Origin of the sequence: Azospirillum sp. B4, from assembly GCF_000333275.1 — a bacterium.
Lineage (GTDB): Bacteria > Pseudomonadota > Alphaproteobacteria > Azospirillales > Azospirillaceae > Nitrospirillum.
This window is the reverse complement of record NZ_BACU01000390.1, coordinates 1-25,438: the sequence shown is the minus strand read 5'-3', so window position 1 is coordinate 25,438 and position 25,438 is coordinate 1. Positions and strand designations below refer to the sequence as shown.

The 25,438-nt window shown below is 68.6% G+C and carries 26 protein-coding genes; 12 read left to right on the top strand and 14 right to left on the bottom strand.

Annotated elements, in window-relative coordinates; genetic code table 11:
• Positions 1–275: 275 nt before the first annotated feature.
• The 7 genes from I55_RS17415 (at position 276) to ilvD (ending at position 8,148) form a co-directional block, all read left to right on the top strand.
• Positions 276–1,394 (top strand): HlyD family secretion protein, encoded by a 1,119-nt coding sequence (locus tag I55_RS17415; protein WP_252181193.1) that lies wholly within the window; start codon positions 276–278, stop codon positions 1,392–1,394.
• A gap of 62 nt (positions 1,395–1,456) precedes the next feature.
• Positions 1,457–3,133 (top strand): MDR family MFS transporter, encoded by a 1,677-nt coding sequence (locus I55_RS17410; protein WP_252181192.1) that lies wholly within the window; start codon positions 1,457–1,459, stop codon positions 3,131–3,133.
• Between the two features lie 134 nt (positions 3,134–3,267).
• A complete protein-coding gene (locus I55_RS17405) occupies positions 3,268–3,597 on the top strand; it encodes a helix-turn-helix transcriptional regulator (protein WP_252181191.1) in 330 nt (109 codons plus the stop codon).
• The gene (locus I55_RS17400) at positions 3,594–4,085 is read left to right on the top strand and encodes an SRPBCC family protein (protein ID WP_044561840.1); all 492 of its coding nucleotides are present in this window, start codon (positions 3,594–3,596) and stop codon (positions 4,083–4,085) included. Before I55_RS17405 ends, I55_RS17400 begins: the two co-directional genes overlap by 4 nt.
• A gap of 371 nt (positions 4,086–4,456) precedes the next feature.
• Entirely contained in the window at positions 4,457–5,311 is an 855-nt protein-coding gene (locus I55_RS17395) for an ABC transporter permease (protein ID WP_044561839.1), read from the top strand.
• 12 nt (positions 5,312–5,323) lie between these two features.
• Positions 5,324–6,166, top strand: a complete 843-nt coding sequence (locus tag I55_RS17390) for an ABC transporter ATP-binding protein (protein WP_049974226.1) — start codon at positions 5,324–5,326, stop codon at positions 6,164–6,166.
• A 137-nt stretch (positions 6,167–6,303) separates the two neighbouring features.
• A complete protein-coding gene (ilvD, locus tag I55_RS17385; RefSeq protein ID WP_044561838.1) occupies positions 6,304–8,148 on the top strand; it encodes a dihydroxy-acid dehydratase in 1,845 nt (614 codons plus the stop codon).
• A gap of 223 nt (positions 8,149–8,371) precedes the next feature.
• Here the strand turns inward: ilvD and I55_RS17380 are convergent, their stop codons facing one another.
• The 5 genes from I55_RS17380 to I55_RS17360 all read right to left on the bottom strand — a co-directional run bounded on the left by I55_RS17380 (position 8,372) and on the right by I55_RS17360 (position 12,056).
• Entirely contained in the window at positions 8,372–9,361 is a 990-nt protein-coding gene (locus I55_RS17380) for a CBS domain-containing protein (RefSeq protein ID WP_044561837.1), read from the bottom strand.
• 138 nt (positions 9,362–9,499) lie between these two features.
• Entirely contained in the window at positions 9,500–10,060 is a 561-nt protein-coding gene (locus tag I55_RS17375) for a YceI family protein (RefSeq protein ID WP_044561836.1), read from the bottom strand.
• A gap of 151 nt (positions 10,061–10,211) precedes the next feature.
• Entirely contained in the window at positions 10,212–10,775 is a 564-nt protein-coding gene (locus tag I55_RS17370) for a YceI family protein (protein ID WP_044561835.1), read from the bottom strand.
• Positions 10,776–10,808: 33 nt separating this feature from the next.
• A complete protein-coding gene (locus I55_RS17365; protein ID WP_044561834.1) occupies positions 10,809–11,396 on the bottom strand; it encodes a cytochrome b in 588 nt (195 codons plus the stop codon).
• A 48-nt stretch (positions 11,397–11,444) separates the two neighbouring features.
• Complete coding sequence (locus tag I55_RS17360; RefSeq protein ID WP_199902629.1) at positions 11,445–12,056, bottom strand: YceI family protein; 612 nt, start codon at positions 12,054–12,056, stop codon at positions 11,445–11,447.
• A gap of 314 nt (positions 12,057–12,370) precedes the next feature.
• On the opposite strand from I55_RS17360, the gene I55_RS17355 reads away from it, so the two are divergent.
• From I55_RS17355 to I55_RS17345, 3 genes are read left to right on the top strand one after another with little or no spacing between them, the layout of a single operon-like run.
• Entirely contained in the window at positions 12,371–12,700 is a 330-nt protein-coding gene (locus I55_RS17355) for a DUF2282 domain-containing protein (protein WP_083901192.1), read from the top strand.
• Positions 12,701–12,711: 11 nt separating this feature from the next.
• Positions 12,712–13,659, top strand: a complete 948-nt coding sequence (locus I55_RS17350; RefSeq protein WP_044561832.1) for a DUF692 family multinuclear iron-containing protein — start codon at positions 12,712–12,714, stop codon at positions 13,657–13,659.
• Complete coding sequence (locus I55_RS17345) at positions 13,652–14,401, top strand: DNA-binding domain-containing protein (RefSeq protein ID WP_049974225.1); 750 nt, start codon at positions 13,652–13,654, stop codon at positions 14,399–14,401. Before I55_RS17350 ends, I55_RS17345 begins: the two co-directional genes overlap by 8 nt.
• Here I55_RS17345 and nhaA read toward each other — a convergent pair.
• On the bottom strand, positions 14,398–15,579 hold the full coding sequence (gene nhaA, locus I55_RS17340; protein WP_044561831.1) for a Na+/H+ antiporter NhaA: 1,182 nt from the start codon (positions 15,577–15,579) through the stop codon (positions 14,398–14,400). The genes I55_RS17345 and nhaA overlap by 4 nt on opposite strands.
• Positions 15,580–15,675: 96 nt before the next feature.
• The gene (locus tag I55_RS17335) at positions 15,676–16,350 is read right to left on the bottom strand and encodes a trans-aconitate 2-methyltransferase (RefSeq protein ID WP_199902628.1); all 675 of its coding nucleotides are present in this window, start codon (positions 16,348–16,350) and stop codon (positions 15,676–15,678) included.
• A 288-nt stretch (positions 16,351–16,638) separates the two neighbouring features.
• Between I55_RS17335 and I55_RS17330 the strand changes: the two genes are divergently transcribed.
• Both I55_RS17330 and I55_RS17325 read left to right on the top strand, forming a co-directional pair.
• Positions 16,639–17,829 (top strand): NADH:flavin oxidoreductase, encoded by a 1,191-nt coding sequence (locus tag I55_RS17330; RefSeq protein ID WP_083901191.1) that lies wholly within the window; start codon positions 16,639–16,641, stop codon positions 17,827–17,829.
• A 56-nt stretch (positions 17,830–17,885) separates the two neighbouring features.
• Positions 17,886–18,230, top strand: a complete 345-nt coding sequence (locus I55_RS17325; protein WP_044561829.1) for a helix-turn-helix transcriptional regulator — start codon at positions 17,886–17,888, stop codon at positions 18,228–18,230.
• 13 nt (positions 18,231–18,243) lie between these two features.
• Here I55_RS17325 and I55_RS17320 read toward each other — a convergent pair whose 3' ends face one another.
• The 7 genes from I55_RS17320 to I55_RS17290 all read right to left on the bottom strand — a co-directional run.
• Positions 18,244–18,552 (bottom strand): hypothetical protein, encoded by a 309-nt coding sequence (locus tag I55_RS17320; RefSeq protein ID WP_044561828.1) that lies wholly within the window; start codon positions 18,550–18,552, stop codon positions 18,244–18,246.
• A gap of 72 nt (positions 18,553–18,624) precedes the next feature.
• Positions 18,625–19,941, bottom strand: coding sequence for a hypothetical protein (locus I55_RS17315; RefSeq protein ID WP_148293797.1), 1,317 nt, complete (start codon positions 19,939–19,941; stop codon positions 18,625–18,627).
• A 62-nt stretch (positions 19,942–20,003) separates the two neighbouring features.
• Positions 20,004–22,835, bottom strand: a complete 2,832-nt coding sequence (locus tag I55_RS17310) for a DUF5695 domain-containing protein (RefSeq protein ID WP_083901190.1) — start codon at positions 22,833–22,835, stop codon at positions 20,004–20,006.
• A gap of 97 nt (positions 22,836–22,932) precedes the next feature.
• The gene (locus I55_RS17305) at positions 22,933–23,829 is read right to left on the bottom strand and encodes a LysR family transcriptional regulator (protein WP_044561826.1); all 897 of its coding nucleotides are present in this window, start codon (positions 23,827–23,829) and stop codon (positions 22,933–22,935) included.
• Positions 23,830–23,890: 61 nt separating this feature from the next.
• Positions 23,891–24,358 (bottom strand): DoxX family protein, encoded by a 468-nt coding sequence (locus I55_RS17300; RefSeq protein WP_044561825.1) that lies wholly within the window; start codon positions 24,356–24,358, stop codon positions 23,891–23,893.
• Positions 24,355–25,110, bottom strand: a complete 756-nt coding sequence (locus I55_RS17295; RefSeq protein ID WP_049974223.1) for a DNA-binding domain-containing protein — start codon at positions 25,108–25,110, stop codon at positions 24,355–24,357. The genes I55_RS17300 and I55_RS17295 overlap by 4 nt, the downstream gene beginning before the upstream one ends.
• On the bottom strand, positions 25,094–25,438 hold a 345-nt coding region (locus I55_RS17290), incomplete at its 5' end, for a DUF692 family multinuclear iron-containing protein (protein ID WP_148293796.1). The genes I55_RS17295 and I55_RS17290, both read right to left, overlap by 17 nt.

Sequence of the window (25,438 nt, the reverse complement as noted above, 5' to 3'; positions counted from 1 at the left end):
GCTCTCGCAGTGAAGCCCCGATTATTAAGCCGGCCCCTGTTTGGGCGGGGCCGGTCTGTGACGCGCGTCGCTGGTCCGGGACGATGAAACGCTACACAGCGTTTCGTTTGTCGCAGTGCTCCTCACGCCGGTTTGACACTACCTTACACTTACGAAACGGACCATAGCGAAATGGTCCCTCCCGCCGACCTTCCGGTTTACGCCCGGCCCCGCTTTCCTGGGGCCGGCACGGTACCGGTCGTCCTTGCGGGAACCGGATGTCAAGGAGAGTAGCGGTGAGCGGACTTGTAAAGAAGTCTTCCATAAAAGTATTGGCGGGCGCCGTCGCGGCCGTGGCGCTTTTGGGTGGGGCCGCCGCCGGTGGCAATTACTATTGGAAGACGGGACGATTCCTCGAATCGACCGATGACGCCTATGTCCAGGCCGACTATACGACGGTGGCGCCCAAGGTGTCGGGTTATGTCGCGGAAGTGTTGGTGGAAGACAACCAGCCGGTGAAGGCCGGCCAGGTGCTGGCCCGCATCGACGACCGCGACTTCCGCACGGCGCTGGATCAGGCCAAGGCCGATGTGGCCACGGCCGAGGCCGACATCCGCAACATCCAGGCCCAGCGCACACAGCAGCAGGCGGTCGTGGCCCAGGCCCAGGCGGCGCTGACCGCCGACCAGGCCAACCTGACCTTCGCCCGCCAGGACCGCGACCGCTATCGCGACCTGATGAAGACCGGCTTCGGCACCGTGCAGCGCGCCCAGCAGACCGAGGCGGCGGTGACGGACAAGGCCTCCACCCTGCAGCGTGACCAGGCCGCCCTGGTGGCGGCGCAGAAGCAGGTCGATGTGCTGGCCACGGCCGAGGCCAAGGCCGCCACCGTGCTGGACCGCGCCCAGGCCGTGGCCCGTCAGGCGGAACTGAACCTGTCCTACACCACCATCGCCGCGCCCATCGACGGCACGGTGGGCGCCCGCAGCCTGCGGGTGGGCCAGCTGGTTCAGGCCGGTACGCAGCTGATGGCCGTGGTGCCCCTGTCCCAGGTCTATGTCCTGGCCAATTTCAAGGAGACCCAGCTGACCGGGGTGCGTCCGGGCCAGCCGGTGCGGGTGACGGTCGACAGCTTTCCTGGCACCACCCTGAAGGGCCGGGTGGACAGCCTGTCGCCCGCCAGCGGCACCAGCTTCGCCTTGCTGCCGCCGGACAACGCCACCGGCAACTTCACCAAGATCGTGCAGCGCATCCCCATCAAGATCGTGCTGGACCAGGGCCAGCCGTTGGCGGGCCTGCTGCGCCCCGGCATGTCGGCCGAGCCGGTGATCGACACACGGACCCAGCCGGTTCGTAGCCCCCAGGCGCCGCAGCTGGCGACCAGCACCACCGGCCTCTATCCCATGGCCCGTTAAGGGCCTTCGCCCTGTGGCCCGCCAGGCCAGGGGCCCCCGCACAGCATTAAGGCGCCTTCGCCATGGCTCCCTTCGACAATTCCCCCACCGCCGGCGGCAACCTCCCCCGCACCCTGCCGCCGGCGAGCGGCCTGGCTTCCCCCCATGGGATTTCCCATGACGGAAGCCGGGCCGCTTCCCCCGCATCGACCGACCATGTGCCCTTCATGACCTGGCTGGCGGTGCTGGGGTCGGTGCTGGGCGCCTTCATGGCGGTGCTGAACATCCAGATCGTCAACGCCTCGCTGGCCGACATCCAGGGCGGCATCGGTGCCGGCGTGGATGACGGCGGGTGGATCGCCACCGCCTATCTGATCGGCGAGATCATCGTCATCCCGCTGTCCGGTTTCATGAGCCAGGTGTTCAGCGTGCGCCGCTACCTGATCACCAACACCGTCCTGTTCCTGGTTTTCTCCGTCGCCTGCGCCTTCGCGCAGAACCTGGAACAGATGATCGTGCTGCGCGCCATCCAGGGCTTCTGCGGCGGTGTGCTGATTCCCATGGCCTTCACCCTGATCATCACCCTGCTGCCCAAGTCGCGGCATCCGCTGGGCCTGGCGCTGTTCGCGCTGACCGCCACCTTCGCCCCGGCCATCGGGCCCACCATCGGCGGTTACCTGACCGAGACCTACGGCTGGAAATACATCTTCTACATCAACCTGGTGCCGGGCGTGTTCATGGTGGCGGCCCTGTGGGCCTCGCTGGAGCGGGCGCCCCTGCGCCTGTCGCTGCTGCGCCAGGGCGACTGGTGGGGCATCGCCACCATGGCCGTGGGCCTGGCCTGCCTGCAGACGGTGCTGGAGGAAGGCAACAAGGACGACTGGTTCGGCTCCCCCTACATCGTGCGCCTGGCGGTCATCGCCGCCGTGGCGCTGGCGGCCTTCCTGGTCATCGAGCTGAGGGTGCAGAAGCCGTTGTTGAACCTGCGCCTGCTGGCGCGGCGTAATTTCGGGCTGGGCATCGTCGCCAACGTGCTGCTGGGCGTGGTGCTCTACGCCTCCTCCTACCTGCTGCCGCGTTACCTAGGTCAAATCCAGGGCTACAACGCGCAGCAGATCGGTTCCGTCATGGCCTGGGTCGGGCTGCCGCAGCTGGTGCTGATCCCGCTGGTGCCCCTGCTGATGAAGCGGTTCGACGCCCGCTGGCTGGCGCTGGTGGGGGCGGCGGTCTTCGCCGGCAGCAACTTCATGAACATCCACCTGTGGCTGGGCAGCGCGTCCGACCAGCTGTTCTGGCCCAACATCGTTCGCGCCTTCGGCCAGGCCCTGGTCATGACGCCGTTGTCGGTGCTGGCCACCGGCGGCATCGAGAAGGAGAACGCGGGCTCCGCCTCCGGCCTGTTCAACATGATGCGCAACCTGGGCGGTGCCGTGGGCATCGCGCTGACCCAGACCTGGCTGACCAAGCGGGAACAGTTCCATTCCAATGTCATGACCGGCCAGGTCAGCCTGTTCGGCGAAAGCACCCGCCAGCACCTGGCCGCCCTGCAGCAGAAGTTCCTGGCCCATGGCGTGCCCGACGCCATCACCGCCTGGCGCCAGGCGGTGGCGGAGGTCGACAGCGGCATCCGTACCCAGGCCTGGCTGATGGCCTACAGCGACGCCTTCTTCCTGTTGGGCAGCGCCATGGCCCTGTCGGCCGTCGCCATCCTGTTCCTGAGGAAGGCGGGCGCCGGGGCGGATGCCGGCGGCGCGCACTGATCACTTCGGCCGCAACAGTTTCCGATGACGGAAACTGTCATTGACAAGCGGACGACCGCCCAATAGTTTCTATCAACGGAAACTGTTGGGCGGGCCGGCAAGGCCTCGCCGCTCGCGAGGTGACCTAATTGGACGTGGGCGCGCTTGACCTCATCTTCACGGCCCTGGCCGATCCCGGCCGCCGGGCGATGGTGGAACGGCTGTGCGCCCGCCCTGCCTCCGTCAAGGAATTGGCCGAACCCATCGGCATGCGGCTGCCCTCGGCGCTCAAGCATTTGCGGGTGCTGGAGGACGGCGGGCTGGTCGCCTCGCGCAAGATGGGGCGGGAGCGGATCTACGCCATCAGCCCGGGCGCGTTCAGCCCGATCAATGAGTGGGTGGCCCAACGCCAGGCCGCGGTGAACGCGGCCTTCGACCGGCTGGCCGCCGCCCTTGCCGACATACCGGAGGATAGCCAGGAATGACAGCGCCACGAATTGCCGGGAACGACCCGATCGTGCACACCAGCTTCGTCGTCGAACGGGATCTGGCGGCCAGCCCCAGGCATGCCTTCCGGTTCTGGTCAGAGGCCGACCTGAAGGCCCGGTGGACCAGCTGCCATGCCGATTGGCAGGTGCTGGAGGACGGTTTCGACTTCCGGGTGGGTGGCCTGGAGGTGAAGCGGTGGCGCACGCCCGACGGCCAGGAACTGACCTTCCACGCCCACTACCTGGACATCGTGCCCGGCCAGCGCATCATCTACGCCTATGAGATGAGCTTCGGCGGCACCCGCCTGTCCGCCTCGCTGGTCACCATAACGCTGACGGCCCTGGCGGGTGGCACCAGGGCGACGTTCACGGAGCAGGTGGCGATCCTGTCGGGGGGCGAGGCGGCGGGACGGCAGCGCCAGACCGGCACAGGGGAAGGGTTGGATCGGCTGGTCGCGGTTCTGGACCACGGTCCACTCCACTGATCGGGTGTCAGCGTCAGCGCGGCGCCGGCGCCTGCGGGGGCCATCCATCCGTCCGCCGTCATGGCGGCCAGGCTGGTGTCCAGCCGGGCGCGCACCGGTTCCGGCACGGTCGCCCGGCTGGCCATGATGTGCGATGGGCCGGGCGACCTATGCCGATGGACATCAGGAGGGCGTTCCCGCTTCCTGGGGCACCTGACTGACGCCTTTGTTCCACGCGACAGGATTCGGCCCACGCGGCAGTGATAGGGCATATCTGCGTCCTTCACCGAAAGTCTAGGGTCGCCCATGTCGAAAGGCATATTTGTCGCGGATTGCGATCGCCCCAAGCCGGCGGTCGCGCGTATGACTCTGCGGGAGTGCGGGGGAGCTGCATGAGTCCGGCCCCCTTTCGCGGCGCATCGCCAGCGGACGTCACCCTCATAACCCCGGCGGGCGCTGGCTTGCTTCCCTGGCTGGTGGAGGCTTGGCGCACACGCCGCATCGCCCTGATGCTGGCCCGGCGCAGCCTGAAGGCGCGCTATCGTCAGACCTGGCTGGGCGCAGGATGGGCCATCCTGCAACCGTTGTTGCTGATGCTGGTGTACTGGGGCGTTTTCGGCCATCTGCTGGGCGTGCCCACGGGGGGTGACGTCCCTTATCCCGTGTTCGCGTTCACGGGCCTGGTGCTGTGGCAGTTCTTTTCCCGCGCGCTGACGGACGCCAGCGCCAGCATCCTCCACCAAGCCCATTTCGTCACCAAGGTCTACTTCCCCCGCGTGCACATGCCCATGGCCTCCCTGATGGTGGCGGCGGTGGATGTGGTGGCGGGACTGGCCTGTCTGGTCGGGCTGCTGGCGGCGTTCGGCATCTGGCCCCAGGCGCGGTGGCTGTTGCTGGCGGGCCCGTTGGCGCTGCTGTTCGTCACCGGGGCGGGGGCCGCCCTGTTCCTGTCGGCCCTGGTGCTGCGCTTCCGTGACGTGGGCCACCTGCTGCCGCTGACCACCCAGGTGCTGATGGTGGCCGCCCCCGTGATCTATCCCGCCCATATGATCCCCGGCGCGCTGGGCACGCTCTACCGTTTGAACCCCATGGTGACGGTGATCGAGGGCGCGCGCGGCGCCCTGCTGGGCACCGCGGCGCCCGATGCTCTGCCGGCCGCGCTGTCCGTGGCGCTGGCCGTCGGCCTGCTGTTCCTGGGCCTGCGCCTGGTGCGGAGGACGGAGCCCGCGATGGCCGACCTGATCTGAAGGAACCCACCCATGACCCTGTATACGTTTGATCGCGCGCCGGCGGTGGAGGTGCGACACCTGTCCAAGCGCTATGGCGGTGGGCGCGGTGGCATGATCTATGACTTGCTGGCCGGCCGACGGGCGCCCGCCGATGGGGCCGCCGGCTTCTGGGCCTTGGATGACGTCAGTTTCACCGTGCCCCAGGGCGGGGTGATGGGCATCATCGGGCGCAACGGTTCCGGCAAGACCACGCTGATGCGCATCCTGTCGCGCATCACCGCGCCCACCAAGGGCGAGGCGCGGGTGCGCGGCCGGGTGGGCGCCCTGCTGGAGATAGGCTCCGGCTTCCATCCCGAGCTGACGGGACGGGAGAACATCGACTTCAGCGGCGCCATCCTCGGGATGACGCAGGCCGAGGCGCGCGAGGCGGTGGACGCCATCATCGACTTCGCTGAAATCGCCGATTTCCTGAACACGCCGGTGAAGCATTATTCCATCGGCATGTACATGCGCCTGGCCTTCGCCGTCTCCGCCCATATCCGCAATGAGGTGCTGCTGCTGGACGAGATCCTGGCGGTGGGGGATGAACAGTTCCAGGATAAATGCCGTCGCCGCATCAAGCAGCTGTGCGGCGAGGGGCGCACTGTGCTGATCATCAGCCACACCAGCGCCCTGCTGGAGGAGGCGTGCGACAGCCTGCTGGTGCTGGACCGGGGCCGGGTGGCCTTCCTGGGTGATCCCTACGCTGGCATCGACTTCTACCACCGCGATATCCTTCGCCTGGCACCGGGCGCGCGCCTGGGCGCTGACGGCCGGCCTTACCGTGCCGCCATCAACATCAACCGCGTGCGGGGGCTGGTGTCCCGGGTATAGATGGGGGGCGGCTTCCTATCCCGCGCTGCTGGCATGCCCGCCGGGCGCATCGCGGCCTACTGGAAAGGTTGCCTCCCGGGCCAGATAGTTTTAGAAATTGGCCCTAGTCAGGTAACAATCTTTCAGGATCTGGTTCCGTGCCCCAGCTTCGCTCCCGTACCACCACCCATGGCCGCAACATGGCCGGCGCCCGCGGCCTGTGGCGCGCCACCGGTATGACGGATGCCGATTTCGGCAAGCCCATCGTCGCCATCGCCAATTCCTTCACCCAGTTCGTGCCCGGCCACGTGCACCTGAAGGACCTGGGTCAGCTGGTGGCGGGCGAGGTGGTGGCCGCCGGCGGCGTGGCCAAGGAATTCAACACCATCGCGGTGGACGACGGCATCGCCATGGGCCATGCCGGCATGCTGTACAGCCTGCCCTCGCGCGAGGTCATCGCCGACGCGGTGGAGTACATGGTCAACGCCCACTGCGCCGACGCGCTGGTGTGCATCTCCAACTGCGACAAGATCACTCCCGGCATGCTGATGGCGGCCCTGCGCCTCAACATCCCCACCGTGTTCGTCTCCGGCGGCCCGATGGAGGCCGGCAAGGCCCCGGTGCACGGCGAGATCCGCTCCGTCGACCTGATCGACGCCATGGTGGCCGCCGCCGATGACCGGGTCAGCGACGCCGAGGTCCAGGCGCTGGAACAGAACGCCTGCCCCACCTGCGGCTCCTGCTCCGGCATGTTCACCGCCAATTCCATGAACTGCCTGGTGGAGGCGCTGGGCCTGGGCCTGCCCGGCAACGGCACGGTGCTGGCCACCCACGCTGACCGCAAGGCCCTTTTCCTGCGGGCCGGCCGCACGGCGGTGGAGATCGCCAGGCGCTGGTATGAGAACGACGACGCCAGCGTCCTGCCGCGCTCCATCGCCACGTTCGAGAGCTTTGAGAACGCCATCGCGCTGGACATCGCCATGGGTGGGTCCACCAACACGGTGCTGCACCTGCTGGCGGCGGCGTATGAGGGCGGGGTGGACTTCACCATGGCCGACATCGACCGCATGTCGCGCCGCGTGCCCCACCTGTGCAAGGTGGCGCCGTCCTCCGCCACCGTGCATATCGAGGACGTGCACCGCGCCGGCGGCATCATGGGCATCCTGGGTGAACTGGACCGCGCTGGCCTGCTGCACCGCGACGTGCCCACCGTGCATGCCGCCACCATCGGCGCCGCCGTGGACCGCTGGGACATCACCCGCGCCAACGACGCCGACATCGCCGAGTTCTACGCCGCCGCCCCCGGCGGCGTGCGCACCACCCAGGCCTTCAGCCAGGCGTCGCGCTACACCAGCCTGGACCGCGACCGGGTGAACGGCGTCATCCGCAACAAGGAGCACGCCTTCAGCCAGGACGGCGGCTTGGCCGTGCTGTACGGCAACCTGGCGGTGGACGGCTGCATCGTGAAGACGGCCGGCGTGGACCCGGCGGCCCTGACCTTCACCGGCAAGGCCCGCGTGTTCGAAAGCCAGGACGACGCGGTGTCGGCCATCCTGGGCAACCGCGTCGCGGCGGGCGATGTCGTGCTGATCCGCTACGAAGGCCCGCGCGGCGGCCCCGGCATGCAGGAGATGCTCTACCCAACCAGCTATCTGAAGTCCAAGGGCCTGGGCAAGGTCTGCGCCCTGGTGACCGATGGCCGCTTCTCCGGTGGCAGTTCCGGCCTGTCCATCGGCCACGTCTCGCCCGAGGCGGCGGAGGGCGGAACCATCGGCCTGGTGGAGGAAGGGGACCGCATCGTCATCGACATCCCCAACCGCTCCATCCACCTGGACGTGGCGGATACGGAACTGGAGCGTCGCCGTGACGCCATGAAGGCCAAGGGCGCGAAAGCCTGGAAGCCCGTCAGCCGCGACCGCCAGGTTTCCGGCGCGCTCAAGGCCTACGCCTACTTCGCCACCTCCGCCTCACGCGGCGCGGTGCGGGATACGTCGAACATCTGAACATGGGATAATCAAAGGGCGCCGACCCCGGCATCGGCGCTCTTCCATTCCGTTTCCCTATAGATGACGCGCCACTGGCGGCGGCGCCTCGAAATCGCCGCTGGCCAGGCCTTCGAGCCATACCCGCATCTCTTCGTGCGAAACGGCGCGAAGATCCGCGTCGGCCTCCGTGACAGCGGCTTTCAGGTGGGCGAATTCCTTATTATCCTGTGTGGATCTCACTTCACTCATCCCCGTCGCCCCACACCAGGAACAGGCCGACGTCGCCGGGGAAGCCGTTGGGGAAGTCCAGGACGCGGGCGGTCAGGCTGAAGCCCGCCGGCTGCAGCTCGTGCTTCCAGCGCTGGTAGATTTCCGCCGCCTCGCCGCGCAGGGTGCGGGGCCAATCCGGTTCCGGGGCGTTGATGGCGCGGGCGCCGTCGCTGCACAGCTCCGCCGGGAAGCGCAGCAACTGGAACTCCTTCTCCCCGCGCGCGGCGGCGTCGTGCGCTCCTTCCAACAGCTTGTGCCAGCCATGGTCGGCCACGTGGTGGTCGATCAGCGCCTGCACCTTCTCCTGCCGGCGGGCCAGCGCCTCCTTGCGCTGGTTGGCCAGCTGGCGGGCGTTGTCGTCGTGGAAGCTGCCCACCAGGTGGCGGAAGTCGGCGGCGCTGAACAGCGGCTCATGCGCCGGTGCCGGCCTGGCCTCCGGGGCCGGCGCCTTCTTCTCCCACCGCTGGAACAGCCCCGGGCGGTGCGCCGGTTCGGTCTTCTCCGCCGGCTCGGCCGCCAGCACCCTCAGCAGGTCGGCGCGCGACACGATACCCACCAGCGACCCGTCCAGCACCACCGGTACCCGCTTGATGCCGTGGGTGATCAGCAGGCGGGCGATGTCGGCCGTATCGGTGTTGATGTCCACGGTGATGACGGGGGCGGCCATGACGTCGCGGGCGGTGCGCTCCCGCTTCTGGGCGTCCGACAGGTAGCCGGGGGGTAATTGCTCGCCCTCCGCCACCAAGGCCAGCCACCAGTCGCGCCGGGCCTCGCTGGCCGCGCGGGCCTCCTCCCGGTCGATCAAGTCGCCTTCGCTGACCATGCCGATGACGCCGCCGTGGCTGTCCACCACGGGGGCGGCGCTGACGCCGCGGTCCAGCAACAGTGCCGCGATGCGGCTGACCGGCGTATCGGGCGCCACGGTCAACACATCATCAGTCATCACGTCATGGGCGCGCATCGGGCGGGGTCTCCTCAACAATGGGTCCGTCTGGAAAAAGATAACCCGATGAAAGGACGTGAGTCTTTGCGCTGCATCATGGCGTCGGGGGGCACTCCCCCAATGCGCCCGGCCCGCCTACCCTTTGGTGGGTCCCCGTCAGGGCCGTGCCGTGGCCACCAGGTCCATCGTCACCGCCACATCCAGATCCACCGACCGGCCCTTGCTGAACAGGCCGTGGCCGCCGACGTCATAGTCGGTGCGCACCAGGTCCAGCTTGCCCACGGCGTGGGCCTTGCCATCGGTCATCTCCAACGTGAAGGGCAGGGTGACGTCTTTCCGGATGCCCCGGATGGTCAGGGTCCCCCGCGCCTCATACCGGCCGTCCCCGGCGGCGCTGAAGGTCGTGGCCTCGAACACGGCCTCGGGGAAGGCCTGGACATTGAACCAGTCCGCGCCCGGCAGGGCCTCGTCCTTTTCCGCCTCGCCGATGGTGGCGCTGCCCATGGCGATGGTCACGCGGGCGTGGCCGGTGGCGGGGTCGGCCGGGTCGAAGTCGATGGCGGCGTCCCAGCGGGCGAAGCGGCCGGTGAATTCCTTGCCGCTTTGGTGGCCGATGAATCCCAGCTGGCTCTGGGCTTGGTCCACCGCCCAGGAGGCGGCGGCCGCGGGGGTGGACACCAGCAGGGCGGCGGCCAGGATGGGCAGGCGCGGGATCATGGGACGCTCCGGTACGGTGTGAGGGTCCCGGATGGTAATCCACGCGGACGTGGCGGCGTCTGCGACCCCGCGTAGCATACGTTGTAAACGGAACGGCCCCGGACGCCGTGGCGCCGGGGCCGCTTACCGGGTCGGATGGGTGGCCTGGCGCTTACTTGGTCGTCGCGGTCAGGTCAACGGTGACGCCGACGTTCAGCGCCACCATCTTGCCGTCGCCCCAGGCGCCCTGGCCGACGCCATAGTCGGTGCGCACCAGGTCCAGCTTGCCCACCGCGTGGGCCTTGCCGCCGGCCACGTCCAGGGTGAAGGGCAGGACGACGTCCTTCTTGATGCCGCGGATGGTCAGGGTGCCCACGGCCTCATACTGGTTGCCGCCCTTGGACTTGAAGGTCGTGGCCTCGAACACCGCCTTGGGGAAGGCCTTGATGCTGAACCAGTCGGCCTCGGGCAGGGACTGGTCCTTCTGCACGTCGCCGGTCTTGGCGCTGGCCATGTCGATGGTGACGGTGGCGTGGCCGGTGGCGGGGTTGGCGGGGTCGAAGTCGATGGCCGCGTCCCAGCGGGTGAAGGTCCCGCTGAAGGCGGCGCCGCTCTGGCTGCCGGTGAAGCCCAGCTTGCTGTGGGCGGTGTCCACGGTCCAACTGGCGGCCGAGGCCGGACCGGCCAGCAGCAGGGCGCCCAGGGTGGCGGCCGCGAAGGGGGCGAGGAACTTCATGGGATCATCCTCTATCAGGAAGGGGGCCGGGGCTCAGGCCCGGCGGCCGAAGCGGGGGACCATGCGCAGCAGCACGTCGTCCTTCGCCAGGAAGTGGTGGCGCAGCGCCGCCAGGGCGTGGACCACGACCAGGGCCACCAGGATCCAGGCGGCCAGCTCATGCGCCTCCGACACCACGTCGTTGATAGGCGCCTTGTTCTCCAGGTCGGCCAGCACGGGCATGTGGGGGAAGGGGATGAGGCCGTACAGCACGGTTGGGATGTTGAATTTGGAGGTGGAGACGACGGCCCAGCCGGTCAGGGGCATGCCCAGCAGCAGGGCGTACAGCCCCAGATGGCCCAGGTGGGCGGCCGCCTTCTCCCACACCGGCATGTGGGCCGGGAGGGGCGGCGGCCGGTGGGCCACGCGCCAGGCCGCCCGGAACAGGGTCAGGGCCAGCACGGTGATGCCCACCGACTTGTGCAACTGGAACAGCTTGAACTGGTCGGGGGAGCCGGGCGGCAGCGACGTCATCGTCCAGCCCATGATCAACAGGCCGATGATGGCGATGACGGTCAGCCAGTGGACCAGGATGGCCACACCATTGTAACGCGCCGAGATGTAACGCGCCGAGACGGTCATGGTCCGGCTTCCCCCTTCAGTCATGGATACTCAACCACTTTATACTGATTACTGGGCGCGGTCGAACTCACCGCTGATCAGCAGCTCGACCTCGTCGCTCACGTACGGCACGTACTTGTCCACGCCGAACTCCGACCGCTTCACCTGGGTCTTGGCGTCGAAGCCGACGACATAGGCCTTGGTCATCGGGTTGGCGCCGCCGCCGTGGAAGGTGGCGTCCAGGGTCACGGGCTTGGTCACGCCGTGCAGGGTCAGGTCACCGATGATCTTGCCGGTGGTGGCGCCGGTCACTTCGATCTTGGTGGCCTTGAAGGTGGCGGTCGGGAACTTCGCCGTGTCGAAGAAGTCAGCGCTGTTCAGGTGCTCATCCAGCTTCGGGTTGGCGGTGGACAGGCCCTTCACGTTGATGGTCACGTCCAGCTTGCTCTTGGCCGGGGCCTTGGGATCGAAGTCCAGGGTCCCTTCCAGGTCCGGGAAAGCGCCGTAGTAGGTGGAGAAGCCGAAGTGGGTGATGGCGAACACCACCTTGGCGTGGCTCTTGTCCAGGGTGAAATGGCCACCTTCGACCTTGGTCAGGTCCGTGGTCGCCTGGGCCAGGGCGGTGGCGGGGGCGGCGGCGAGCAGGGCGGCGGCCAGCATCAGGGCGGGAATGCGCTTCATGGTTTTATTCCTTGGCGTGGAAAGCGGGCCGAATGGCCGGGAGGGGAAAGGGAAGGCCAACCGCCACCCGTCTGAGGGCGGCGGCGGACGGTACGGGCATAATCTAAGTCGCCGGCGGCGGGCCCACAATCAAGGTCATCTGGGAATCATTGTTCCATTTGCCGCACCAATCGCCGGGCGCATGGGACGATTTCACACATACTCCAGGGGTTTTGCCCTGGCGGCAAAGGGCGTAGGGTCTGGCCTGCTCACCCTGCCGGTGGGATTCCCCGGGGCGCGCGATGGCGCCCGACCTCTGCCTAAAGGATGGCCTGATGACCGATAGAACCCCCGCCTTGAAGGCCGCCCTGGCCCTGGCCGGCGCCCTGGCCGCGCTGAACGTCGCCGGCGCCACCGCCCGCGCGCACGACGGGCCGGCGCCCAAGGGCATGGAGAAGTGCTACGGCATCGCCAAGGCGGGGGAGAATTCGTGCGCGTCGGCCGCCGGCACCCATGATTGCGGCGCCCTGTCCAAGGTCGACTATGACGGCCAGGAATTCCTGGATGTGAAAAAGGGCACCTGCCGGACGCAGGGCGGCAAGCTGAAGCCCTTCAAGGGCGTGGGCAAGGCGCCCAAGGCCCCTGGCCAGGCCCCCGGGGGCTGACTGGCGGCCCCATGGACACCGTCGCCGCTCGCCCGGCCGTCCCATCCGTGGTGACCCTGCCCCGCCGGGCCGGCATCGGCCTGCGCCATCCGCATGTGCCGGCCTTCCTGGCCGACGACCGCCCGGACGTCGCCTGGCTGGAGGTGCACAGCGAAACCTATCTGGTGGCGGGGGGCCCGCGCCTGGCGGGGCTGGAGGCCATCCGGCGCGACTATCCCCTATCCTGCCACGGGGTCGGCCTGTCGTTGGGGGCCGCTGGCGGCCTCGATTCGGCACACCTGGCCAACCTGCGCCGCCTGTACGACCGGTTGCAGCCCGATCAGGTGTCCGACCATCTGGCCTGGGCCGGCACCGGCGGCGCCTACCTGAACGACCTGCTGCCCCTGCCGTTGACGGCGGGAACGCTGGACGTGGTCGCGGCCAACGTGGCCCAGGCCCAGGATGCGTTGGGCCGCCGCCTGCTGGTGGAAAACCCCTCCCTCTACATGCCCCTGACCCTGCCTCCGGGGGAGGAGGCGATGCCGGAGCCGCGCTTCCTGGCCGAACTGGCCGCCCGCACCGGCTGCGGCCTGCTGCTGGACGTGAACAACGTGGCCGTCAGCGCCCACAACCTGGGCTTCGACGCGGCCGGGTACCTGGCGGACTTCCCCCTATGGGCGGTGGGGGAGATCCACGTGGCCGGCCATCGGCGCGAGGCCTTCGCCCCCTGGGTGGGGCCGGACGCCGGGCCCGACGCCGTGGTGCTGATCGACGATCACGGCAGCGTGGTGTCGGACGGGGTATGGGATCTGCTGACCGGGGTCCTGTCCCGCACCGGCCCGCTGCCGGTGCTGGTGGAGTGGGACATGGACGTGCCGCCGCTGGCGGTGCTGCTGGGTGAGGCCGCTCGCGCCCAGGCCCACCTCGACAGGGTGGCCCAAGGTTGGGTGGACGAAGGCGGGGTGGCCCGCCATGCTTGAGGCCTTCCAGGCGCAGATGCGGCGGGCCTTGCTGGCGGTTGACAGCGGGGCCGATGGGGGAGGGGTCGACCTGGCCGCCGGCCCCCTGGCCCGGGCGCGGCTGAAGATCTACCGCGCCAATGTGCAACAGTCCCTGGCGGAGGCGCTGGCCGCCGCCTTCCCGGTCACCCTGCGCCTCATGGGCATCCCGGCCTTTCGGGTGGCGGCGCTGGACTTCGCGCGCCACAGCCCGCCCGACCGGCCGCAGCTGTCGGCTTATGGCGGCGGCTTTCCCCAGGCGCTGGCGGCGCGGGATATCGGGGCGGCCGACATGGCGCGCCTGGAATGGGCGGTGATGGAGGCCTATTTCGCCGCCGACGCCCCGCCGCTGACGGCGGAGCGACTGGCCGCCTTCCCGCCGGGCGATTATGCCCAGTTGCGCTTCATACCCCACCCCGCTGCCCGGGTGCTGTGGCTGGGCCACGATGTGCTGCCCCTGTGGCGCCAGGCGCAGGAGGATGAGGCGGCGGCCGTGCCCCCGCCGATGCCGGGGGAGGAGGAGGTGCTGGTGCTGAGGCCGGCCGACGGCATCGTCTGCGTTTCCCTGCCGCCGGGGGCCGCCGCCGCCATCCAGGCGCTGCTGGACGGCCAGACCTTGGCGGATGCCGCCGCCGCCGGCCTGGCGGTGGAGCCGGCCCTGGATCTGCAGGGCATGCTGCACATGCTGCTGGCCCAGGGGGCGCTGGCCGGGGCCAGTCTTTAGGCCCGGCGCCGCGCCGCCAGCAGCCACAAGCCGCCGCCCAGCGCCGATATCAGGGATCCGGCGAACACCCCCAGCTTGGCCTCTCCCGCCACGCCCGCCTCAGGGAAGGCCAGGCCGGCGATGAACAGGCTCATGGTGAAGCCGATGCCGCACAGCATGGCGATGCCGTAAAGCGCGCCCCAGCCCACCTGCGCCGGCAGCTTGGCCAGGCCCAGCCGCACCGCCGCCAGCGTGAAGGCGAAGACGCCAACCTGCTTGCCCAGGAACAGGCCCAGGGCGATGCCCAGCGGCACGGGATCCAGCAGGCTGGCCCAGCCCAGGCCCTGGAAGCTGACACCGGCGTTGGCGAAGCCGAACAGGGGCAGCACCCCGAAATAGACGACGGGGTGCAGGGCGCCCTCCAGCCGGTGCAGGGGGGAGCGGCCGGCCGCCTCATCCTCCGCGCTGCCCATCGGGATGGTCATCGCCAGCAGCACGCCCGCCATGGTGGCGTGCACGCCGGAGCGCAGCACCGCCACCCACAGGGCCAGCCCCACCACCAGATAGGGCGCCAGCCGGCGCACGCCCAGGCGGTTCATGCCCAGCAGCGTCACCAAGGCCACCGCTGCCCAGCCCAGATCCGGCCACGACAGGCCGCCGCTGTAGAACAGGGCGATGATCAGGATGGCCGCCAGGTCGTCGAAGATGGCCAGCGACGACAGGAACAGGAGGGCGGATCGGGGCAGCCCGCGCCCGAAGGCGGATAAGGCCGCCAGGGCGAAGGCGATGTCGGTGGCCGCCGGCGTGGCCCATCCGGTCAGCGCCGCCGCGTCGCCCCGGTTCACCGCGACATAGATCAGCACCGGGAAAAGCACACCACCCAGCGCCGCGATACCGGGCAGGGCGACCTGGGAAGGGGTGGACAGGTCGCCGCCCACCATCTCCCGCTTGATCTCCAGCCCCACCAGCAGGAAGAACAGCGCCATCAGCAGGTCATTCACCCACTGTTCCACCGAAAGGGTGGCGGGCCCGACGCCCAGCGGCGCGTGCAGCAGATGGAAATAGCCGGGCCCCCAGGCCGAATTGGCCACGGCCAGCCCCGCCACCGACAGGGCCAGCAGCAGGATCTCACCCCAATTGTCCAGGGCGAGGAAACGCTCCACCCGGTAATGGATGTGGCGGACCAGGGACTTGATCATGGGCGGGGGACCTAGGCTCGGGGTGCGACGAACCGTCCCACTTTACGGACTGGGACGCCGATTGCCACCCAAAGCCGCCCGGTGGCCGGTTTCGGCTCAGTGATGCCGCGCGCTCATGACGGCGAAGCGCCAGTGCTTGAAGGCGCAATCGACATCGGCCAGGCCGGCCTCCGCCATCCACATCAGCTGTTCGCCCAGGGTGGCGCAGTGGTCCTGGCGCAGGCGGTCGCGGGCGCGGGACAGTTCCACCGCCGGCACGCCCAGGTCGCCCGCCTCCGCCTGCCACAGGCGGTCATACTGGCTCTCCAGCTCCGCCGTGGGGCCCGCCACCTGCTCGGCGCTGATGAACAGGCCGCCAGGGGCCAGCACCTGGTTGACGCGGCCGTACAGGTCGCGCTTGGCGCTGTGGTCCAGATGGTGGATGGCCAGGCTGGTGATGATCAGGTCCCAGGGGCCGCGCAGGTCGGCCTGGTCCAACTCCGCCATCGCGAAGCTGACGCGGGCGTCGCCGGCGAAGCGGCGGCGGCTTTGCTCCAGCGCGGCCGGTGTCTCTTCCACCAGATGCAGGTGGGCGTGGGGCAGGCGGCCGCGCACGAAGGAGGCGAACAGGCCGCCGTTGGAGCCCAGGTCCAGCACCCGGGGCCGGGTGGGGGCGTTCCAGTCGTCGATCAAGGTCAGCGCCGCACCGTAGAAGGCGTCGAAACAGGGGATCAGGTTCCGCTGCAGCGCATCATTACGCCCGGTTTCCAATAGGCTCGCACGGGCTGACACGGGTGCCGCCATCCTGCTGTCCTCCTGATGTTAGGGCGCCCTGTCGGCGCGCATGAACCCAATCTGCGTCTACGGTTTCCTTGGGCTTGGTGAAGCCTGTCATCAAAGCGTAGCGCATTTCCCGACGCACACCATAGGCCATCAACCGTTTAGGACAGTTCGTCCGGCGTCGGTTTGCGCCGCAACATTTCGCGTTGGTAAAAAGGGCGGCAAACCAGGCACTTGATATATCGAGAAAACGCGATATACCGAAGTCACAATCTTCCGCCAACCAGCCAAGGCATAGCCATGGACACCGTCATTCCCGCCCCGGGCGCCGTTTCCGGCGCGACTCCGGCCACGGCGCCCGGGGCTCATCCCGTCAACGCCACCGTCGCCCCCTTGTTCCAGCCCTTCGCCTTTGGTCGGCACATCCTGGCCAACCGGGTGGTGATGGCGCCCATGACCCGGAACAAGTCGCCGGGCGGGGTTCCGGGTGAGGACGTCGTGGCCTATTACCGCCGCCGGGTGCGGGGCGGCGTCGGCCTGCTGATCACCGAAGGCACTTATGTCAACCATCCCGCCGCCAACGGCTATCCCCAGGTCCCGGCCTTCCATGGCGAGGCCGCGCTGGCCGGCTGGAAGCGGGTGGTGGACGCCGTGCATGAGGCGGGCGGCCGCATCATTCCGCAGCTGTGGCATGTGGGCGTCGCCCGCCGCGCGGGCGTGGAGCCGGACCCGGCGGTGCCGGGCTACGGCCCCTCCGCCATCGTGGACAACGGGGTCGAGGTGGTGCGGGCCATGACCCAGGCCGATATCGACGCCGTCATCGCCGCCTTCGCCCAGGCCGCCGCGGATGCGGAGCGCATCGGCTTCGACGGCGCCGAGCTGCACGGCGCCCATGGCTACCTGATCGACGACTTCTTCTGGGAAAAGACCAACCAGCGCACCGACGCCTATGGCGGCAGCCTGGAGAACCGCGTGCGCTTCGCCGTGGAGGTGGTGCGGGCCGTGCGCGCCGCCGTCAGCCCGGACTTCCCCATCGTCTTCCGCTTTTCCCAGTGGAAGGGCGGCGACTACGGCGCCAAGATCACCCAGACGCCGGAGGAATTGGGCCGCATCCTGACGCCGCTGGCCGAGGCCGGGGTGGACGTCTTCCACGTCAGCACCCGCCGCTATTGGGAGCCGGCCTTCGACGGCTCCCCCGACACGCTGGCGGCCTGGACCAAGCGCCTGACGGGCAAGCCCGTCATCGCCGTGGGCAGCGTCGGCCTGGACGACGCCTTCAAGGTCGGCATGTTCGCCAACCGCGACGCCTTCGAGGTGAAGCCCACCGACGTGGACCAGGCGGCCCAGGCCCTGGCGCGGGGGGATTTCGACCTGCTGGGCGTGGGCCGGGTCTTGCTCAGCGATCCCGATTGGGCCATCAAGGTCCGCGACGGCCGCGTGGACCAAGTGATCCCCTTCGACCGCGCGTCGCTGGACCGGCTGGTGGTGTGATTGTTGGGCCGGGGAGGGCGCCGCCGCCTTCCCCGGTTTCACGGGGTGTCGACGCGATGGATGTGGAAGCGATCCTGAAGGCCCTGGCCAATCCGGTCCGGCGCGACATCCTGATGTGGCTGAAGGACCCCGCCACCCACTTCGCCGCCCAGCCGGACGGCTACCCCCTGGACAAGGGCGTGTGCGTCACCCGCATCCTGGAAAAGACGGCCCTGTCACAGTCCACCGTCTCAACCTACCTCGCCATCCTGCAACGCGCCGGCCTGCTGACCTCCCACCGCGTGGGGCAGTGGACCTTCTATCGGCGCGACGAGGCGCTGATCAACGAGTTCATGAGCACGTTTGGCAAGCAGTTGTGCCAGATGCTGGTGAAGCGGGGCGACTATCCCGGCGGTGACTGAGGCTGGCGCCTGCTCAGCGATGCAGCCAGAACCGCCCGAACAGGTACAGCGCTCCCGCCCAGGCCAGCACCATGGCCAGGGCGTGGTGCTTGACGTGGGCTGGGAACTTGCGCGCTGACAGCAGGATCAGCACCGGCACGCCCATCACCGCCAGGGGCATCAGCAGCCACACCATGCCCGGCGCCGTCCCGCCTTGCGCGGTATCGTTGGCGGCCACCACCGTCAGGAACAGGGCGGGGAAGATGGCCATGCACCCGCCCACGATCAGCAGGAAGCCCAGCACCCACAGGGCGATTTTGCAGAATGTGTCGAGGCGGGTCATAGGAGCCGGCTGGTTGTTGAGCATCGCACCTGTCTTCTATCGCACCAGACAGGGCATGGGCAAAGGGGCGACCTAATTCACCGGCGTATTGGCGATTTCCTCGGAAAGCGGTCCGCACTGGCGGTGGTTGCAATACCCCATGCCCGCCGGCCCCTTCCATTCAATGAAAAACCTGTAGGTGACGCCATCATCCGTATCGGGCAGGGCGGCTTGCAAGGCCGCCTTCAGCGCATCCACATCGCTGCCGGGTGGAATCTCATAGGTGGCGACGAAGCTGGGCACAGCGTTCCACCCGGCGTGGGTAAAGTAGCCGGCGGCGTTTTCCGATTTAAGGGCGCCGAACTTGCCAGCGATGGGTGAAAACACACGGCACCGGTCCGCTGCGGCGGCGTCCGTGCCTGCGCAATAAATCGACATGGATGTGGATGTGTATCGATGCTGACGCTGCCAATGCAATGAATAGAAACGCCGGTGGACGCCGTTATTTGGCCGAATTTGAATTTCCTGGTCGGTCACGTCTAAAATATATTCTTCCTGTTTGGCATCAATTTCGAAATCGATGATGAACGACCCGGGGGATTTGATGGAAAGCCCAATAGTATCACTGGAAGAAGGCCGCATATTCCGTGCGACCTTGACAATCCGCCTGTCCCCGTCGGTGGTCACGGTGACGCCCAACCGCCGAAATGAGGGATGGTGCAGGGCGATCAGGGTGCCTTTCCCGACCAGAATGTCGCTGACGCTGATCCCCGTCAGCGATGCGTCATCGAATGCAGTGGCCGCCCCATCCGCCGGGGCGTCGGCGGTCACGCTACGCCAATCCCGGAAGTCCTTCGTTGGAATGCAGTATTCGGCAATGCCTTTCCCCAGAGCGCTGGGAAAGATATAACAGGTGTCATCGCCCTCCATCCCGAGCACGCCCAGATGGGTCTTCCAGATCGGCGAGCCTTCACCATAGTCGTCCTCCACTGCATGGACTTTGTGCTTCGCGACAAAGTCGAGGGCATATAAGGGGATGGCGGCGCCATCGGGGAAAACCAAGACTGGGGCGGAGGCGGGCATGCCCATATCGCCCATGACGGTGATGCCGTTCGCCACGTTGGCGAAGAACCCATCGCGATCCTGCGCGCCGGTCCTGTCCAGGAATGGCACGTTGTTCCGTTCCAGCAGGAAATTGTCTTTCGCGCATTCTAATTGATAGCGGTCATGAAGAAGGGCACAGGCCTGTTCCGCGCCGCTCAGTGAGGGTTGGGCACAGGCCGTGGCCGTTGGCAGGAGGAAGGCCGCGACGGCCAGGAAATGGCGAAGAACTGTGCGGCATGCATCTGCGGAGGTGTCTATGTTTGTTTGTCGCAGGCCACCCAATTCGTCCTCCGAGAAAGGCATCATGAACACGCAACTCTCGCGCGTTCATGATGCCGCGTGAAGGCGAATTTAAGGCAAGCCACGCTTCACACTCGCTCCACCGCCACCTCCCGCACCCCCGCCGGCAGCGCCACCGTCACCCATGGCGCCTCACCGGTCACCATCAGCACGCCGCCCCCCGTCACCCGGTAGCGGCCCTTGGGCAGGCCGCGCAGGCGCAGGCTGGGGGGCTGGCGCTGGGCCTCGCCGTCCAGGGTCAGGCGCAGGCGCGCGTCGGTGGGATGCCAGGCGATGCTGTCGCTGGGGGCGAAGCGGGCGCCCTGCACCTCCAGGTCCAGGCGCTGGCGGGCCAGGCGGGCGTGTTGCAGGCGGGCGTGCAGGCGGCGGCGGACGCCGTCGCGGGGCGTGATCCTCAGCCAGCCGCCCTCCTCGGTCAGCGTGCCGCCGAAGCAGAAGCGGCCGAACACGGGGTCGTCGCTGACCAGGGTGGCGGCCATGCGCAGGGCGCCGCAGAAGCCCAGGTCGCTTTCGCTGGAATAGTACCAGCTGCCCCGGTGGTGGGGCTGGCCCAGCCAGGTGGTGCCATGGGACGAGGGCTCGAACCCGCCGCCGGACGCGCCGTCATTGGCGGCCCCCGGGTACCAGTAGCCGTGGCCGCTTTCCGCCGTGCCGCTGTTCACCAGGGCCCAGGCGCTGAGGTAGGAGGTCCAGGCCAGGCGCAGGAGGGGGCGGGGATCATCGGCGTCGTTCAGCGCATGGTCCAGCAGGGCCCAGCCACCCATCTGCGCCATGTAGGTCAGGGTGAAGGCGTCGCCGCCGGCGGCGCGGTAGTCGCTGCCCAGGTAATAATAGGTGGGCTCGATGACGCCGCGACAGAACAGGTTGGCGGCGATCTGCGCGTCGGCGAAGCGCTTGGCGGCCGCCCGGCTGGTGACAGGAAAGCCCGGCTGGCCGGCATGGTCCAGGGCATAGCGGGCCATGGCCTGGGTGGATTCGAAGCCGGTTGAATCGAAGGGATATTCCGACCCGAACAGGTCGGGCTTGCCGTTGACGAAGAAGTCGACCTTGCGCACCCAGTGGCCGCGCAGTTCCGCCGCCTTGGCGCTCTCTCCGGCGGCGTCCAGGGCGTCGATCAGCTCGGGGATCACCACCTCGTTGTAGAAGCCGGTCTCATACGCGCTCCATTCCGCGATCTTCATCGGGATGGTGAACAGGGCGCGCGCGGTGCCGAAGGCGCGCTCCAGGTATGTGGCGGCATCCAGCCGGGTGGTGATGGCCGGATGGCGGGTGGCGACGCGGTACAGGCCCAGATACATCGCGATGATGTGCGGGTAGTCGTAGGGCCGCCAATAGTGCTTGCGCCCCTTGGGGCCGGGGTCGGCGCTGTCGCGGTTCTTCTTCCAGTCGGGAATGCCATAGAGGGCGTAGCTGTCCTCCTCCTCCGTCGTGCGTTGCAGCCCGCCCCAGACGAAATGCTCCACGTAATAGTCAAGCGCCGAAACCTCCGCCTGCACCGGATGCTCGGCGTTCTTGCTGGCGAGGTAGGCCGGTTTGCTCAGGCCCGGGTCGTCACAGGTGACCTCATAGATGCGCCAGCCGGTGATGCGGTCGTAGTTGTCGGGGCCCAGCAGGGTCTGGGTCTCCATGTTCCATTCCGCCAGCAGGCCATCGTACCACTTGGCCGGGTCGCGGTGCTGGTGCGCGGCGATGAAGGCGGCGCGCTTCTTGACCAGGGTTTCCACCGGCTCGGTCGCGAAGAACTCCAGCCGGGTGGTGCGTTGACCGCTCCCTTTGGCGCCGTGGCGGATGGTGACCAGGTTCTCGCCCAGGCGGCGGAAGCGCAGCTCATAGATACGGCGGCCGTTGCGGGTGCCCAGGTCCCGGATGGTGGTCTGGTCCGGATACTCAGCCTCCACCGCGACGATGCTGTCCTGGGTGCGCAGCGCGATGCGGCCGGGCAGGTCGGTGGGCAGGGTCATGCCTTGCGCCACCTCCACATCGATCCCGCCCTGGGCCACCAGGGTGTCGCGCACGCCGTCATAGTCGGCTGCCCAGGTGAAGCGGGCGCCGAAGCGACGGGTGTCGCCGGGCTTCAATGTCAGGCTGGTCAGCGGCTGGCGCCAGCGTCCGCCGGCCGCGCGCATCGCCTCACCCGTGGCGGCGGCGTGGATGAAGACGCCATAGGGACGATAGGCATGATCGGGACTGTCGCTGTCCTGCTTGGCGCCCTGGCGGGGCTCCCAGTACTCGAACTGTGTCTTCCGTTCCGGGGTCATGACCAGGTAGGGCCCCACGCTGTTGGACCGCATCCAGAACAGGAAGGAGCCGTGGCCAGAGATGAAGCTGTGCTTCAGCACGGTGGACGTGGCCGGCTGCTTGGCCTTGAACTCGGTATGGAAGGGCAGGGGCAGGACCAGGTCCCCGATCTCCAACGGCGCTCCTGATTGGTTGGTCAACGCCACCTGCCAGCTCAGCGCGCCATTCTCCACGCCAAGGCGGACGACCAGGCCCAGCGCCGGCCCGGCCCCGTCCGCGATCTCATACACCGCCACCCGGCCCTGGGCGTCGGGCTGCTCCAGCCGGGTGGGCGTCAAATCCCGGGTGCTGACGGTGCGCCAGGGGGCGGCGCCGTCGCGGTGGTCGGCCAGGGGGCGGTAGGCCAGGGTGACATGCCCCAGCGCCTGGCCCGGCTCCAGGTAATCGGTATCGAAGCTGTCGCCGGCGGCGCGCAGGCTGGTCAGGCCCGCGCCGTTGAAGGCCAGGGTGAAGGCCTGCGCGGCCGTCCTGGCCGTGCCCGCCACGGCCTGCGCCGGCCCCGCCAGCATGGCGCCCGCCGCGACGCCACCGGCGGCCAGCATGACGTCACGCCGGCGCGGACCTGTGGCGGCTTCGGCCACCGGCTTGTTGATGTGCGTCATGATTTCAGGACCCCTTGCCGCCATGTTCCATGCCAGCCCTCTTAGGCGGCGCTGATAATTGGATACAATATACAGAACAAGGGGCCACGGGAAGGATTTACGCGGCGGCCGTCTCCACAGGGGCGCCCCATTCATACCGCCGGGCCAGGGCCATGAATTCGCGCAAGGCGGGGGAGTGGCGGCGGCCGGCCACGCTGGCCAGGCTGACGGTGCGGGACAACTCGGGCTCGATCAGGGGGCGGGTGGCGATGCCGGGCAGCATGGGCAGGAACTCCGGCATGACGGCGCAGCCCAGACCGGCCAGGATCATGGCCTGGATCCAGTCCTCCCGCTCGCTTTCATAACAGACGCGGACGTCGGCGGGGTCGGGGATGCCCAGGGTGTCGAAGTGCTGCGGATATTCGCAGTTCACCCGGTTCAGGTAGTCCTCCTGGTCCAGTTCCTTCAGCGGCACCACGTCCATGGCCTCGAACCGGTGGCCGGGGGCGAAGGCGACGGTATAGCGCTCACGGTACAGGGGACGCGCCTCCACCCGGTCCGGCAGGTTGGGGATGCCCAGCAGGGCGCAGTCCAGCTCCCCCTCCATCAGCAGGGCCAGCACCTCCCGCCCCGGCGCGTCACGCAGCGCCACCTCCACCGAGGGCAGGGCGGCGCGGAAGCGCTTCAGGAAGCCCACCAGGCGGGTGGGGCCGATGGTGCACATGACACCCAGGCGCACCCGGCCCTTTTCCAGCTTGCCGAAGCTGCGCGCCTCCAGCTTGGCGGATTCGCTGGCATGGAACACCGCCTCCAAATGGGGGCGCATCAGGCGGCCCAGGTCGGACAGGTGGGTCAGGGTGCGTTCGCGCACGAACAGCGGCCCGCCCAGCTCCTCCTCCAGCTTCTGGATGGCTTTGGTCAGCGAGGGCTGGGCGACACCGCAAGCCTCCGCCGCCTTGGTGAAGTTCAGGGTTTCGCACAGCGCCACGAAATAGCGCACCTGGTTCATTTCCATGGGTGGCGGTCGTCTCTTGGGTCCCGGCGTGGCGCAGTGTCGCCCAAGGCGGGATCAAAGGCTACTCGAACCGCCGGCGGATCAGGTGATCCAGCGACAGGGCGCCGGGGCCGCGCAGCAGGATGGGCACCAGCACGGCCGACCACAGCAGATGGTCGGGCCAGCTGTCCGGATAGACGAAGATCTCGATCACCAGGGTCATGCCGAACAGGGCGCCGGCAGACAGGCGCGACGCCAGGCCGATGACCAGCAGGACGGCGCACAGGTTCTCGGTGATGCTGGCCAGCACGGCCGCCACCTCCGGCGGGACCAGGGGCACCTTGTACTCATCCCGGAACAGGTCGAAGGTGGTGTCGTTGATGTGGAACCCCGTCACCTTGGTCTGGCCGGAGCGCCAGAAGACCGTGGCGGCGGCCAGGCGCCACAGCAGGGCGTCCAGCCCGCGCGGCACCCGCTCCAGCCGGTGGATGAGGGAAAGCGCCAGGGCCACCGGCGCGGGTCTGGATTCGGCCGTCGTTCGCGCCGTCATGATAATTCCACTCCGCAGAAGACTTGGGCCGCCAACAGGCCGGTCAATTCGTGTTCCAGATCGAAGCCCGCGTCCAGGGCCAACGCGTTGTCCCAGGCGCTTCCCAGGGTCAGGCCGGCCGCCAACGCCATCAGCAGGGCGAAGGCGCCGGGGGACAGGCGCATCAGCAGGACTTCGGCCGCCGGGCGGACCAGCAGCACATGGGTGTCGCCCCGGACCCGGGCGGCGTCCAGGTCCACCGCCGTGTCCGGCTGGTCCGGTTGGTTGGCCCGCCAGATCAGGTCGATGGGCCAGGTGGAGGCGACGAAGCGGTGGCTGGGATGCAGGTGCCAGACAGCATCCTCCACCGCGTCGCCCAGGGCCGCCAGCGCGCCGCCGTCCAGGGGATCGGCTTCCGGCGCGTGATAGGCGTGGTTCCAGGCCGCCTCCAGGCGGGCCACGTCGCTGAGATAGGGCAGCCGCGTCGCCACCGTCTGCCCGGCCAGCCAGGCGGGAAAGCCGGCGCCGTAGCGCAACAGCGGCGCGTCCGCCGGCGGCTGATGGCGCACGTAAGCCTGGGCCAGGGCGATGAAGCAATCCTCCCCCACCAGGCGCCGCACCACCGGGAAGGTGTCGGCCAGAACCGCCGCCAGGCCGCCCAGCGTGCTGCCGCGATGCAGGCCGGTGTTCGGCAACGGGGCCACGCCCGCCATGTCCGGCGGGGCCAGCACCCAGTCGCGCACCGCCCGTTGGCGCTCAAGCAGCGTGGGCATGGGATCCTCCGCCGGCCACGGTCACGTCCACGGTCACGTCCAGGGCGATGGCGTCGGCGCGGGCGGCTTCGGCCAGCAGCTCCGCCAGCGGTGGAATGTTGGTGTCGCGCTCCACCAGGGTGGGCCGGGGGCCGAAGCGGGTCACGGCCTGGCGGTACAGGTCCCACACCGCGTCGGCCACGGGACCGCCATGGGTGTCCAGCAGCACGGGGCGGCCGTCATGGCTGATGGCCTCATGCCCGGCGACATGGATTTCGCCGACGACCTCGGGCGGAATGGCCTGGAGATAGGCCACCGGGTCCAGGCCGACATTGTGGGCGCTGACATG